Source organism: Prevotella melaninogenica, from assembly GCF_018127925.1.
Taxonomy (GTDB): Bacteria; Bacteroidota; Bacteroidia; order Bacteroidales; family Bacteroidaceae; genus Prevotella; species Prevotella melaninogenica_C.
In genome coordinates this window covers 1,800,559-1,813,462 of record NZ_CP072348.1, presented here as the reverse complement: position 1 = coordinate 1,813,462, position 12,904 = coordinate 1,800,559, and the positions used below count along the sequence as shown (strand labels likewise).

The 12,904-nt window shown below is 42.4% G+C and carries 10 protein-coding genes and 1 tRNA gene; 2 read left to right on the top strand and 9 right to left on the bottom strand.

Going from position 1 to position 12,904, the window contains the following annotated elements; all coding sequences use genetic code 11:
• Nucleotides 1-146: 146 nt before the first annotated feature.
• Nucleotides 147-2,024, bottom strand: a complete 1,878-nt coding sequence (locus tag J4861_RS12825; RefSeq protein ID WP_211817137.1) for a heavy metal translocating P-type ATPase — start codon at nt 2,022-2,024, stop codon at nt 147-149.
• A gap of 775 nt (nt 2,025-2,799) precedes the next feature.
• Here J4861_RS12825 and dusB point away from each other — a divergent pair.
• The gene (gene dusB / locus J4861_RS12820) at nt 2,800-3,756 is read left to right on the top strand and encodes a tRNA dihydrouridine synthase DusB (RefSeq protein WP_211817136.1); all 957 of its coding nucleotides are present in this window, start codon (nt 2,800-2,802) and stop codon (nt 3,754-3,756) included.
• A gap of 98 nt (nt 3,757-3,854) precedes the next feature.
• Here the strand turns inward: dusB and J4861_RS12815 are convergent.
• The 4 genes from J4861_RS12815 to J4861_RS12800 form a co-directional block, all read right to left on the bottom strand.
• Nucleotides 3,855-3,927, bottom strand: a tRNA-Pro gene (locus tag J4861_RS12815).
• A 75-nt stretch (nt 3,928-4,002) separates the two neighbouring features.
• Nucleotides 4,003-5,325, bottom strand: a complete 1,323-nt coding sequence (locus tag J4861_RS12810) for a UDP-N-acetylmuramoyl-tripeptide--D-alanyl-D-alanine ligase (protein ID WP_044045916.1) — start codon at nt 5,323-5,325, stop codon at nt 4,003-4,005.
• Nucleotides 5,326-5,852: 527 nt separating this feature from the next.
• A complete protein-coding gene (locus J4861_RS12805) occupies nt 5,853-6,824 on the bottom strand; it encodes a ComEA family DNA-binding protein (RefSeq protein WP_211817135.1) in 972 nt (323 codons plus the stop codon).
• Nucleotides 6,825-6,909: 85 nt separating this feature from the next.
• On the bottom strand, nt 6,910-8,271 hold the full coding sequence (locus tag J4861_RS12800) for a sodium-dependent transporter (protein ID WP_211817134.1): 1,362 nt from the start codon (nt 8,269-8,271) through the stop codon (nt 6,910-6,912).
• Between the two features lie 72 nt (nt 8,272-8,343).
• Between J4861_RS12800 and J4861_RS12795 the strand changes: the two genes are divergently transcribed.
• The gene (locus tag J4861_RS12795) at nt 8,344-8,736 is read left to right on the top strand and encodes a VanZ family protein (RefSeq protein ID WP_211817133.1); all 393 of its coding nucleotides are present in this window, start codon (nt 8,344-8,346) and stop codon (nt 8,734-8,736) included.
• On the opposite strand, the gene J4861_RS12790 is transcribed toward J4861_RS12795, so the two are convergent.
• The 4 genes from J4861_RS12790 to J4861_RS12775 form a co-directional block, all read right to left on the bottom strand.
• On the bottom strand, nt 8,696-9,193 hold the full coding sequence (locus J4861_RS12790) for a CYTH domain-containing protein (RefSeq protein WP_211817132.1): 498 nt from the start codon (nt 9,191-9,193) through the stop codon (nt 8,696-8,698). The genes J4861_RS12795 and J4861_RS12790 overlap by 41 nt on opposite strands.
• 81 nt (nt 9,194-9,274) lie before the next feature.
• Complete coding sequence (locus tag J4861_RS12785) at nt 9,275-9,412, bottom strand: hypothetical protein (RefSeq protein ID WP_172891390.1); 138 nt, start codon at nt 9,410-9,412, stop codon at nt 9,275-9,277.
• A 185-nt stretch (nt 9,413-9,597) separates the two neighbouring features.
• Nucleotides 9,598-10,713 (bottom strand): peptide chain release factor 2, encoded by a 1,116-nt coding sequence (gene prfB / locus J4861_RS12780; RefSeq protein WP_211793820.1) that lies wholly within the window; start codon nt 10,711-10,713, stop codon nt 9,598-9,600.
• Between the two features lie 171 nt (nt 10,714-10,884).
• Nucleotides 10,885-12,693, bottom strand: a complete 1,809-nt coding sequence (locus J4861_RS12775) for an AMP-dependent synthetase/ligase (protein WP_211817131.1) — start codon at nt 12,691-12,693, stop codon at nt 10,885-10,887.
• Nucleotides 12,694-12,904: the final 211 nt, after the last annotated feature.

Sequence of the window (12,904 nt, the reverse complement as noted above, 5' to 3'; positions counted from 1 at the left end):
ATTAAAAATGGCATCTGCGTAGCTACTTTACGACAGATACCAAATTACTTTCATGTAAAAAAGAAATTATTTTCACGAAAATAAATATTTACGTTCATGAAGAAAAATATTTATTTTCATGAAAATAAATTGAGAAGAACGCCTTTCTATCTTGCTCTCATCGCATTAAGAACGGCAAGAACCATCACACCGACATCAGCAAAGACAGCTAATCCCATGCTTGCCATTCCAAAGGTGGCAAGAAGAAGGACAGCGACCTTAATACCGATAGCGAACCATGCGTTCTCCTTTGCTATGAAAATAGTACGACATGAGAGTTCTATGGCAAGTGCTATCTTCGAAGGTTTATCGTCCATCAGTACAACATCGGCTGCCTCGATAGCTGCATCACTTCCCAAAGCACCCATAGCAATGCCCACATCAGCACGTGCCAACACTGGTGCATCATTGATTCCATCACCAACAAAGGCGATTGTTTCACCTGCATTTTTCTCTGCAATGAGCCGCTCAACATGCTTTACTTTGTCAGTAGGGAGCAGTTCGGCATAGTATTCCGTCACCTTTGTCTGCTCGGCAACTTGCTCAACAACTTCCCTCTTGTCGCCGCTCAGCATCACTGTCTTACTAACCCCCAACTGCTTCAGAGACTCTATAGCCTTCACAGCATCAGCCTTCAACTGGTCAGAAATAACGATATGACCTGCATATTCACCATCAATCGCAACGTGAACAATCGTACCCGCATGGCTCGTACAACGCTTACAGGTAGGGATTGTAATACCTAATGTTGCCATTAAGCGGTTGTTACCAACACTTACTTTCTGATTATTAACAGTAGCCGTAATGCCCTGTCCCGCTGTTTCTTGTATATCTTCAACAGTGCAGTTATCCTTTTCATTCGCATATGCCATACGGAGAGCAAGGGCGATTGGATGGGTAGAATAACGTTCAACATGGGCTGCTAAATGGAGCAACTCATGCTCAGAGAGTTTCTCTGGGTGGATAGCCTCAACATCAAAAGTACCACGTGTCAATGTTCCAGTCTTATCGAATACTACCGTAGAGAGCTTTGCCAAAGCATCCATATAGTTACCACCCTTAATGAGGATTCCCTTATGAGAAGCCCCACCGATGCCCGCAAAGAAGGTAAGAGGAATAGAAATAACCAAAGCACATGGGCAACTTACAACCAAGAAGGTCAATGCACGATAGAGCCAAACACCAAAGGCTGGTGCGTAACTATCATAGAAGAACGGAGGAATAACAGCCAAAGCAAGGGCAGCAATCACCACGATAGGCGTATAGACACGTGCAAAACGACGAATGAACGACTCACTGCGTGACTTGTTATCACCTGCCTCTTCAACGAGTTGGATAATCTTTGCAGCGGTAGACTCGCTATATGCCTTTTCAACTTGAACTTTCAACACACCCGAAAGATTAACACAACCAGAGATAACTTCCATGCCTGCACTTACATCACGTGGCATACTCTCACCCGTAAGGGCTACGGTATTCAAGCTGGAACTGCCCTCAAGCACCCTTCCATCTAATGGTATCTTCTCTCCCGGCTTAACAATCACAGTCTCACCAATCATCACTTCCTCTGGACTTACGCTCGCTACCACTCCGTTTCGCTCCACGTTGGCTACATCGGGACGGATGTCCATCAGCTCAGAGATGGAGTCGCACGCCTTATCTTCCGCATAGTGCTCAAAGAGTTCGCCTAATTGGAAGAACAACATCACGAAGACTCCTTCGATAAACTGTGGTTCGGCACCAGGAAGGAAACCGATGAGCAATGCTCCGATAGTCGCAATACTCATAAGGAAATTCTCGTCAAAAGGATCGCCTTCCATGATTCCCTCAACCGCTTCACCTAATACATCATAACTGACAACCAGATAAGGGACCAAATAAACAAGCAGCACCTGCCACATTGGAAGTGCTGCGAAATGCTCTACTAACCATGCTCCAGCGAGGAGTACAGCCGTAAGAATGATTCTTATAAGTTTCTTTTTCATAATCTAAAACCTGTTACTGCATTAATATTCTGCTGCAAAGATAAAGATTATGTTTTGCAACTCGGTTGCAAAGATGCCTGTAAATTAAATTTAGATAATCGTTTTAATAAAGGTTCTTCCGTTAAATGCGTAGATTGTTAATAGAATGAGATTCATCCGCATACATGGATATGATTGCCTCTAATTAGATGGTTTTACAAAGGGGGATAAACTACATAATAAACGTAATTAGCTGCAATGTCTATCTGTCTTCTACTATCAACGCATTCCCTTATCAGTTGAAGTTTGTAAATTATTTTCGTGCGACTCAAAACCAACACATGCTCTTTTGGCTTCTAAAAGACGCCCAATTGGCTTGCAAAAGGTGCCCTTTAAGACCCTTACTAACGCCCTTTTAAAGTCCAATTAAGCACCTTTTATTTTACCACTTGATAACTATCTGATTCTCTGTTAATTGCAAACCTGCTTTTTGTATGTGGTTTTGCCGTTATTTATAGACATTTTCTTTGGAATTATGTAATAATTTTTCAAATCACTGTCTACCTATTTTCGAAGTCCAAAAAGAAATGATTTTCAATATCAGAGGATGATAATAGGATAGAATGCTGACTGTCTTAGCCATATTTTTGTTTAATGAGCAACCTCGGCTCTTACGTTAAAGCAATACGAAAAGCGTCTACACATTTAACGGAAGGACATTAAAACTTTCCCTCCTTTTACTTTTTTGCCTTCTTACTCCTTTACTATTCAAAGCCTTTTCGTTACCTTTGCACCTATGAAAATAGGAACAATAGATTTGGGGGAACGCCCACTATTCTTGGCTCCAATGGAAGATGTGACAGATATTGGCTTCCGCAAGATGTGTAAACGCTTCGGTGCAGCCATGGTATATACGGAGTTTGTGTCGGCTGATGCCGTCATCCGTAGTATCAAGTCGACACTTTCAAAATTAGTCATTGACGATAGTGAGCGTCCTGTAGGAATACAGATATATGGCAGGGATGTAGCTTCAATGGTTGAAGCAGCTAAGATTGTAGAACAGGTAAAGCCCGATGTGATTGACATTAACTTTGGTTGTCCAGTGAAGAAGGTGGCAAACAAGGGTGCTGGCTCTGGTATGTTGAAGAACATCCCACTGCTACTTGACATCACAAGAGAGGTCGTAAAGGCTGTCAACACACCTGTCACAGTGAAGACTCGATTAGGTTGGGACAACGATAACTTGATTATTACCGACCTTGCAGAACAGCTACAAGACTGTGGTATACAGGCATTAACCATTCATGGACGTACTCGCGCACAGATGTATACAGGCGAAGCTGACTGGACATTGATTGGTGAGGTGAAGAACAATCCACGTATTCATATCCCCATCATTGGCAATGGTGATGTTACAAGTATTGAAGAAGCGCACGAGAAGTTCGACCGTTATGGTGTTGATGCGGTGATGATTGGTCGTGCAACCTTCGGCTGTCCGTGGCTCTTTAATCAAGGTGAGAAGCAGCTAACTATCGATGACAAGATTGACATTCTTGAAGAAATGCTACGCATTAACGTGGAACGTATCGACGAGCATCGTGGTATTCTACATACCCGCCGACACTTAGCTGCATCACCAATCTTCAAAGGAATCCCCGATTTTAAGAAGACACGCATCGCTATGTTACGCACAACAAAGATGAACGACCTGATGGCTATCCTTGAAGATTGCAGAGAAAAACTAAGGGAATGATAATTAATAAGGCTTATAGGCCTAATTAAGCTAATAAGGCTAATTAGCCCAATAAAACCAAAAAGGGAAGAAACCAAACGGCTTCTTCCCTTTTTCTGTCGGGATGACCAGAGTCGAACTGGCGACCCCTACGTCCCGAACGTAGTGCGCTACCAACTGCGCTACATCCCGATAGCTTAAAAGTAAGTGCAAAGTTAATTATTTTCTCGGAACTAACACAAACTTTCTCGCCGTTTTTCTTTCTTGTTAGAGCAAGGCTGGAAGCTCAAAAAGCTTGATGCCATTACTACCTTTTATCAAGATATAATGATCTTCTGGACGATGAAGAGCTATCTCCTTTTTCACCTCATCAATGTCGCGAAACTTGCGGAAATCGGTTTGTGTCTTTCCAAACTCCTCTCCAACAAGCCACACATTACGAATGTCTGTAGCCTTAAGCAATTCCACAACCTTCTGATGTTCTTCTGCAGACGCATCTCCAAGCTCACGCATATCACCGAGGATAGCCATCTTATTCTCTACTTCCATCAGTTGGAAGTTCTCTATCGCAGCAGCCATACTGGATGGATTGGCATTGTAAGCATCCACAATAAGCTTGTTATGCGCTGTCTCAGTGAGCTGAGAACGATTGTTATGAGGCACATAATTCTCCAGAGCATAGTTGATTTGCTGTGGCGTAACACCAAAGTGAAGACCAATAGCAATGGCTGCCAGCATATTATCTAAGTTGTAAGAGCCAATGAGATGGGTTTGCACTTCGTAGATGGTGGGTGATGGGTGATGGGTGTTAAGGCTTGATGACTGCCACTCAAACTTCAAACATGGAGCACAGCTAACAACATAACCTTGCACATCAGCGGTTTCATCTTGTCCGTAAGTTATGATACGATCAAACGCTCGCTGCTCTGCCATTTCCGTCAAATCGGGATTGCTCTCGTTGAGGAACAGTAAACAACCATGAGCTTTTAGGAAATCATAAAGTTCACCCTTGGTCTTCTTTACGCCCTCAAAACTACCAAAACCCTGAAGATGTGCACGACCAACATTAGTAATCAAACCGCAAGTTGGCTCTACATATGTAACCAACTTCTCAATGTCACCAGGGTGAGAAGCACCCATCTCAATAACCGCAATCTCATGTTCTGGACGAATACCTAACAACGTACGAGGCACACCCACGTCGTTATTATAATTCGCCTCGGTATGATGTACATTAAACTTCTCAGCCAAAACGGCAGAGATAAGTTCTTTGCTTGTCGTCTTTCCGTTTGTTCCTGTAATACCAATCACAGGGATTGAGAACTGACGACGATGCTCACGTGCCAGTTCCTTATATGTAACAAGGGCATCATCAACGAGGATATAACGCTCGTCGCCTGCCTTTGCATATTCTTTTTCGTCAATGATCGCATAGCTACAGCCCTTTTCTAAAGCAGCTTCTGCAAACTTATTACCATCGAATGATGCTCCCTTCAATGCCACGAAAATACTTCCTTCAGGACAGTTACGGCTATCTGTGGTCACAACAGGGTGCGCTTGGTAAATCTTGTAAATCTCCTGTATATCCATTGCGTTTACTTTATTCTTTGTGCAAAGGTAAGCTAAATGAAAGACAATGCAAAACCTTGAATGCCTTTTTTTATTGTCAGAAATCATGCCACTAGCTGTCTTTTTTCCTATTCCGTTACATTTCAGTCCTAGTTCCGTTATGATTTAGTCCTATTCCCGTTACATTTTAATCCTAGTCCCGCTACACTTTAAACCTATTCCCGTCATACTGTAGTCCTATTCCCGTCATTCTATCACCATGGAGATAGCTATCTATCACCATGGAGATAATAGTCTATCACCACGGTGATAAAGGTGTATCACCATGGTGATAGAATAACGGGACTAGGACAAAGATATAACAAAATACGCTTTCGTGTAAAGAAGAAGTATAAGGAAAATGATTGTATGTCAAATATAAATCTGTAGGAAGACTATCTTTGCATTGATAGCCTTCCTTTATATTCATCGCCTCCCTTTTCTTAAGCAGCTAAAAGGGACGATTATTAAACTTCTGTTATTAACGATAAAAGAGCTTTGATAATAAATTAAAACTCAACATACGGACGTAAACGCTCGATTACTTCGGGCGTGAAATCCTTTAAAAGATGGAGTTGTGAGAGATTAGAAAGTTTCCCTTTCAGCCTTCGATAGTCACAGATGGCCCTTGCTTGATAGAAATTCATATAAGGATGCTTACGAAGCTGTGTGAGGGTTGCAGTATTAAGATTTATCTTCTCCGTCTGTGGATTAGCGATTGAGAAGTAAGGCAGAGCTTCCTCTGGAAAACCCTCTATCTCTTGCAACTGTCCCACGGCAACATATCCGCCTAATCGTTTGCCGTAGTTAAGAATAGCTCGCGCCCAGCCAGAGCCAATACCGGGCACCTTCTTTAGCTGGGTTGTATCAGCTGTTGCGAGGTTAACATGCTCGCCCACCTTCAGTTTTAATGGGTAACGGAGGGTATCGCGATCATTACCCTTATAAGGTTTATAGGTATTTTGCGCCTTATAAGCTTCGTAAGCCGCATGGGCAGCCTGCTTATCAACTTCCTTTTGAGCAATATAAGCTTGTACGGAAGCAAGTGTGGAGGCTGGTTCGTAATCGTCGCCTATCGTTATATAAGGCTCTAACTCCCGATACTGTTTGCGTGTAAGGCCATAGAGTCGGGCAAAGTCCATCGGTGAATGATAGACTCCGCCTTTAGAACGATACTTGAGGATATTGCGCACTTGGAAAGGAGCTAAACCTAATTGTTGCAACTCTTCCGCCGTAGCTGTGTTCGGATCGAAAGAGAACAAGTGTCTTCCTTCTGGCGTTACAACTTCGGGCAAAGATTCTTTATGAGCATAAGATGTACCTTTACGGCTGACTATACTGTCGTTTTTTACATCAAATGTTTCCGTTGTTTGATTACCGACAAAGATTATCAAACCAATACAGCCAGCAATAAACAGCAACAGTATAAGAATTACTTTTCGGTCGGAACGATGGAGATAAAAAATCGATTTTAGGTTCATAGTACGTAGAGTTTAAGTTTTAGCAAAGCATCCTTTTATAGAAGCTTAGGAACGAAAAGATGGAGAGAAGCACTTGTCCCACGGATTAGAATACTCCTAACTGATGTAGGAAGATGGCAAGAATAGCCAGCGGACAGACGAAACGGATAAGGAAATAGTAAGTACCAAAGAAGATACCACGTGTGGTTCCCCAGTTAGTAAACTCGTCCTTAACCAACTTTTTCGGTACATACCAGCCTATGAACAGACAAGTAAGGAGTCCACCTACGGGGAGGAAGATTTGTCCTGTCACAAAGTCGAAGACATCAAAAAGGTCGACACCTGCCACTTTGAGGAAACTCCATTCGCCCAATGATAACGAACAGACAGCACCGATAAGCGAACAAGCAGCCGTAACAATCATTGCAGCACGTGGACGACTAATATGCAACTCCTCTTGGAAGAAGGCTGTACTCACTTCGTGTAGGGATATCAAAGAGGTCAACGCTGCCATAGAAAGCAGCAGATAGAATGCCATCGAAATGATATAACCAACTATAGGCATACTCGCAAAGGCCTGCTCAAAGACATTTGGAAGGGTGATGAAGATGAGAGATGGTCCGCTATCAGGACTTACTCCCACTGAGAATGCAGCTGGGAAAATCATCAAACCAGCAAGAATAGCAACGCAGGTGTCAATGACACCAATCTGTACAGCTGAGTTCAACAACTTTGTATGACGACTATAATAAGAGGCGTATGTACAGATACATCCCATCGCAATACTCATCGAATAGAATGATTGCCCTAAAGCGCCCAAGAATACATCGCCTGTTACCTTACTGAAGTCGGGCTTCAATAGGAATTCTACGCCCTTACTTGCGCCTGGAAGAAGGCAAGATGCAACGACAATAGCCACCAAAAGCACAAAGAGGGCTGGCATCATAATCTTTGATGCACGCTCAATACCATTCCTAACACCATGAATAATAATGTAGTGGGTGAGAAACAGAATAGCTACGGTCCATAAAACAGGCTTCCAAGGATTGGTAGAGAAGTCTGTAAAATAAGACTTGAAATAATCTGGTGTACCATGCAGATGATTCAGGACAGAGGCTGCCCCATATTGCAAACACCAACCCGAAACGACAGCGTAATAGCCCGTAATGAGGAAACCAGTGAGCACTCCTAAGTAACCTACCCACTTCCAAGCACTCCCATTAGATAACTTTGTATAGGCTCGTGCCGTATTTGAGGCTGCATGACGACCGATAATGAACTCGCTGATCATACAAGGCAAGCCCAATAACAAGATACAACCAATATAAATAAGAATGAAAGCAGCACCACCATTCTGACCTGTCATATAAGGGAAACGCCATACATTACCCAAACCAACAGCACCGCCTGCAGTGGCAAGAATCATACCTAACTTGCTTCCAAACTTCGCTCTTTTTTGCTCACTCATATAAATTTGATTTGAATATATGCGCAAATTTACGAAAAAATATCTACTTTTGTGTCAAATTAGAAGTAAAATATGAGCATAACAAAACACATCTTAACTAAATACCCATTTAGTTGTATTATTGTAATCGGAACTTGGATATTGTGTTTTATGACTATTCCAGAAACGCCACTGAGTTCTGTTCGGTTTATAGACAAGTGGACACATAGCCTTATTTACTTAGTTTTAGGCCTAAGTATAAGCCTCGAATACTTACGCAATACAAAGCACGCCAGCCCCAAATTCATCGTTGTATGGGTCTGGTTGATGCCTATTATCATGGGAGGACTCATTGAAGTTCTTCAATCCTACTGTACGAATGGGAATCGAAGTGGTGAATGGCTCGACTTCTTCGCAGATGCTATTGGCTCGACAATAGCCATGCTTATCGGTATTCTTCTGGTACGATATCGCGCCAAAGCTTAAATGGGTTGCGACGTATCTGGGAATTATAGAAGTGGCGATTACCCGTCACTTCTAAGCCAATAAAGTCTGGCTTATCATACGATTCATCCTCACTTCCTAACTCCACTTCAGCCAAGACGAGTCCATCATTATCACCATGAAACTCATCTATCTCAAAGGTATGACCTCTAAAAGGGACAAGATAGCGATGCTTATCAATCATACCTGGCTCGCATAAAAGCATTAATTGCTGTGCTTCCTCCAGTGTAATCTCTTTCTCAAACTCATAACGTGATAGCCCACCTGTACGTGATGGACCTTTGATTGTCAGATATCCCTTATCATCCCTGATACGAACACGAACGGTATTGACAGCTGCAAAATATCCTTGTTGTATGTGACTACAACTACTTGCATGCTTTTTCCAGTCCATATTCTTATGAACTAAGAACTTTCTTTCAATCTCTAATCCACTCATGAGACTCTTATTGTAAATATAGTAAGCGACTGTTACGATCTAATAGATAACAGTCGCGCATCATCTATGTCTTGTTTACTATTAGCTATTTGATGCTATAATGATTGTAAGAACGCCCAAAGCGACTAAAATCACAGCCAACCAAGCAACGACACGATTAGCCTGCTTTTCTTGTTTAAGCTCTCTTTCCTTGCGATTTACTTTACTTCTTTCACTCATAGTTATATTATTTTAAAAGGTTGTATATCATTATTAATAAGGGAAGAAACCTCCCCAAGTTCCGCAAAAGGAGGAGAAATATTGGATTACAGTGGGATAATTGCAGGTTTTTCCTTTGATAACCCTTATCCAAATCATTCCCCATTAGGCTCTTTCCTCCCCTCAGAGAGGACGAAAACGACTATTTATTCCTCCGTTGGAAACTCCATCAGATAAGCCTTAATGAAGTCATCAATCTTACCATCCATCACACCATCCACATCAGAAGTCTGATAATTAGTGCGGTGATCCTTCACACGACGGTCATCAAAGACGTAACTTCGAATCTGACTTCCCCACTCAATCTTCTTCTTACCAGCCTCAATCTTAGCCTGTTCTTCCATGCGTTTCTTCATTGCACGGTCATACAACTGCGACTTCAAGAGCTGCATAGCCTTAGCACGGTTCTTTGGCTGGTCGCGAGTTTCCGTATTTTCAATGAGGATTTCCTCCTGTTCTCCAGTGTCAGGGTCTTCATATTGATAGCGCAAACGTACACCCGATTCCACCTTGTTGACGTTCTGTCCACCCGCACCACTCGAACGGAAGGTATCCCAACTAACGCGAGCAGGGTCAACATATACCTCTATCGTATCATCAACCAATGGCGTAACGAAGACGCTGGCAAAGCTTGTCATACGCTTACCTTGGGCATTGAACGGACTAACACGTACTAAACGGTGCACACCATTCTCACTCTTCAAATAGCCATAAGCATATTCTCCACCCTCAAACTTCATTGTCACACTCTTAATACCAGCCTCATCGCCTTCCTGTATATCAGAGATAGTAACTCTATATCCCTGTGCTTCACCCCAACGCATATACATACGCATCAGCATAGAAGCCCAGTCTTGACTCTCAGTACCGCCCGCTCCAGAGTTAATTTTCATCACACACTCCATCGGATCCTCCTCCTGACGTAGCATATTCTTAAGCTCTAATCCTTCGATTACCTTAAGAACCTTAGCGTATGCGGCATCAACTTCCTCCTCAGTGACAAGTTCATCTTTATAGAAATCGAACGCCAACTGTACTTCATCAGCCAACGCACGTGCCTTATCATAGTCTTTAACCCATTTCTCGATATCCTTAACCTTCTTCATCTGCTCCTGCGCACGAGCTGGGTCATCCCAAAAGTCTGGGGCTTGTGTACGGAGTTGTTCCTCCTCAAACTCTATTCGTTTCTTGTCAATATCAAGATAACGGTGCAACGCTTCAGTGCGTTCTTGAATATCTTTTAGCTGATCTGCTGTTATCATCTTTATTCTTTTATCGTTGGAGTGGGATTATGAACGTTGATAGAACGAGTAAAACTGACAGAAGTAATAAGACTGGCGAGTCCAGTGAAGATCATAAAAACCAGTCTAATTCATCTTAACAACTAACCTGTCAACTCGTCGACACGTCTACCCATCAACTCATTTACTTCCCTACTCCTCGTACATCTTTTCTATCACATCATGATAGCGGCGGTTTACAACCGAACGCTTTAGCTTCAACGTATTCGTTAACTCTCCGTTTTCCATTGAGAAATGGTGAGCGAGAAGGGTGAAACGTTTAATCTTCTCGTATGATGCCAAACGCTGCTGTAAGGTTTCGATACGCTCATGCATCATCTCGTTTACACGCTTATCTTGGCATAACTCCTCACGATCTTTGAACTCTATGTGATTCTCTCTTGCCCACTCTTCCAATACAGAATATTCTGGAACAATCAGAGCAGAAACAAACTTACGCTGGTCAGCAATCACTGAAACCTGCTCAATAAACTTATCTACTAACAGCATCGCCTCCACCATCTGTGGTGCAATATACTTACCATTAGAAGTCTTGAAGAGGTCCTTGATACGCTCTTTTAAGAATAATTCACCATCCTTCATATAACCGGCATCACCAGTATGGAAGTAACCATCCTTATCAAATGCCTCTGCATTAGCAGTATCACGACGGAAGTAACCTGGCATAATCGTTGGACCTTTCAGCATTACTTCACCCTCATCGCTAATCTTTATATCAATACCCTCAAGCGGTCTTCCCACAGAACCAACGGTATAAGGCTGTCCTACATGGTCACAGGTAACGGTTGCCAAGCTCTCAGTCAAGCCATAACCAACAATCATGTTAATACCGATGCTATGTACAAACTCCTCTACCTCTGGAGAAACATAGGCTCCAGCTGTTGGGAAGAGATGTGGATTTTCCAAGCCTAACTGTTTGCGAACAAGACTCAAAACAGTCTTATTAACAAACTTATACTCCATCTCCAACGTCAAAGGAACACGCTTCCCACGTGCAAGATACTGTATATTGCGTTTTCTTCCAACATTCAAAGCATGATAGAAAAGCTTACGCTGAACGATGCTTGACTTATCCATGCGCTCCTTTACAGCAACATAAACCTTCTCCCAGAAACGAGGTACGGAAGCCATACTTGTTGGATGCGTCTCACGCATACTCTGCTGAATCTCCTTTGGATAAGTGTTTACAATCAATTCTGCACCCGCAGCGAGAGACAAACAAGCCCAACCACGCTCGAAGACATGACTGAACGGCAGGAAGTTGATAACACGGTCTTTTTCATTTACAGGCACACTCTTTCTATTGGCATCCATAGCAGCCTGATACATCTTATAAGTCAAGATAACTCCCTTGCTCTCACCTGTAGTACCACTTGTGTAAAGAATATTACAAATATCATCATAGCTCGCCTGTGCCAAACGCTCTTCTACCTCTGCTTCACGTGGAAAACCTTCACCTAACTTTAAGAAGTCTGCGAAATAGATAGAGTTTGGGTCATGCTGACTGAGGCGTACACTTGAGTCGAAGACAATAATACGTTCCAATGTAGGACAAAGGGATTGAATACGACGCGCCTTGTCATATTGCTCCTGTTCGCCAACGAAAAGAAACTTTACATTGGCATCTTGAATCATATACTGTATCTGTTGTTCAGAACTTGTTGCATAGAACGGAATGCTAATCACGCGTACTCCGTATGCACCATAATCTGTATAGAGATGATGAATACAGTTTTGTGAGAACACAGCAATAGTCTCTTGTGGCTTCATTCCGAGGTTCAAGAGCGCATTTGACACTTCCTTTACGCGCATTGAGAACTGGTTCCATGACACTGTCTTCCAGTCCAGACTGCCAAAGTTACGGAAAGTGATTGCTGATTTTGCTCCGTATTTTTTTGCTTGTTCGTGAATAAGAACAGAGAGATGTCCGATTGTCTGCATTGTTTCCTAATTTATCTTCGACCAATCAGCACATATAAAAAAGCCTGAAAGTCTTTTATTCAAATAGCTGATTGTACTTTATTTTCTGCAAATATAAACATTTATCCGCAAAGCAAAAAATAAATTAGATATTAAATTGCAATTTTACCCTTTTGCTTTTCATCTACCAAACAGAGAAGAACAGGACAATTATTTTCTTTTATAGAACAAA